The sequence below is a fragment of the Salinifilum aidingensis genome (assembly GCF_054782015.1).
On sequence record NZ_BAAGTH010000049.1, the window covers coordinates 1 to 550 of the forward strand.

1 protein-coding gene is annotated in these 550 nt (G+C 63.6%); it reads left to right on the plus strand.

Annotated elements, in window-relative coordinates; genetic code table 11:
* Nucleotides 1-66: 66 nt before the first annotated feature.
* Nucleotides 67-501: a VOC family protein gene (locus tag ACYVJE_RS23075; RefSeq protein WP_461146137.1), complete on the plus strand. Its 435-nt coding sequence runs from the start codon at nt 67-69 to the stop codon at nt 499-501.
* The last annotated feature ends 49 nt before the right edge of the window (nt 502-550 follow it).

Consider the following 550-nt stretch of genomic DNA (forward strand, 5'->3'; position numbering starts at 1 on the left):
GATCGATGCTCGAGATAAGAGCTGCTCGTTGGGAATGGCCCGGTTGGTTCGGGTGTTTCGATTGACGTGACCAGCCAGGACGAAGCTCCCCAGATGAAGCGCCAGCGCGCCGACTCGTCAGACCTTGCCGAGCCCCGGGTCCTCATCCGTGTGTTCCTGCACCCCGGGCAGCTCGAGGATGGCGTCGCGTTCTACGAGAAGCTGCAGGGCACTGGGGCCGACGCCCAATGGTCGTACCCGGCCAAGAACCTACGGTTGGCCACGGTCGGCGCTTTCTTGCTCATCGAGGGCGGTGACGAGGACCTGCTCCCCTTCCGCAGCACCACGGGCACGCTACTGGTCGATGACGTACAGCCCTACTACGACCGACTTGTCGCCGAAGGCGCAGAAATCATCTTCCCACTGCAGCACGTGCCCACCGGAGCAGCGTTCAACGCACGCCACCCTGACGGCACGGTGGTCGAGTACGTACATCACCGCCCCACCGAAGACGAGCGCTGACTGGCCAGAAACCGGGACATCCTCATCCCGAAACGCGTCCGCAAGACCA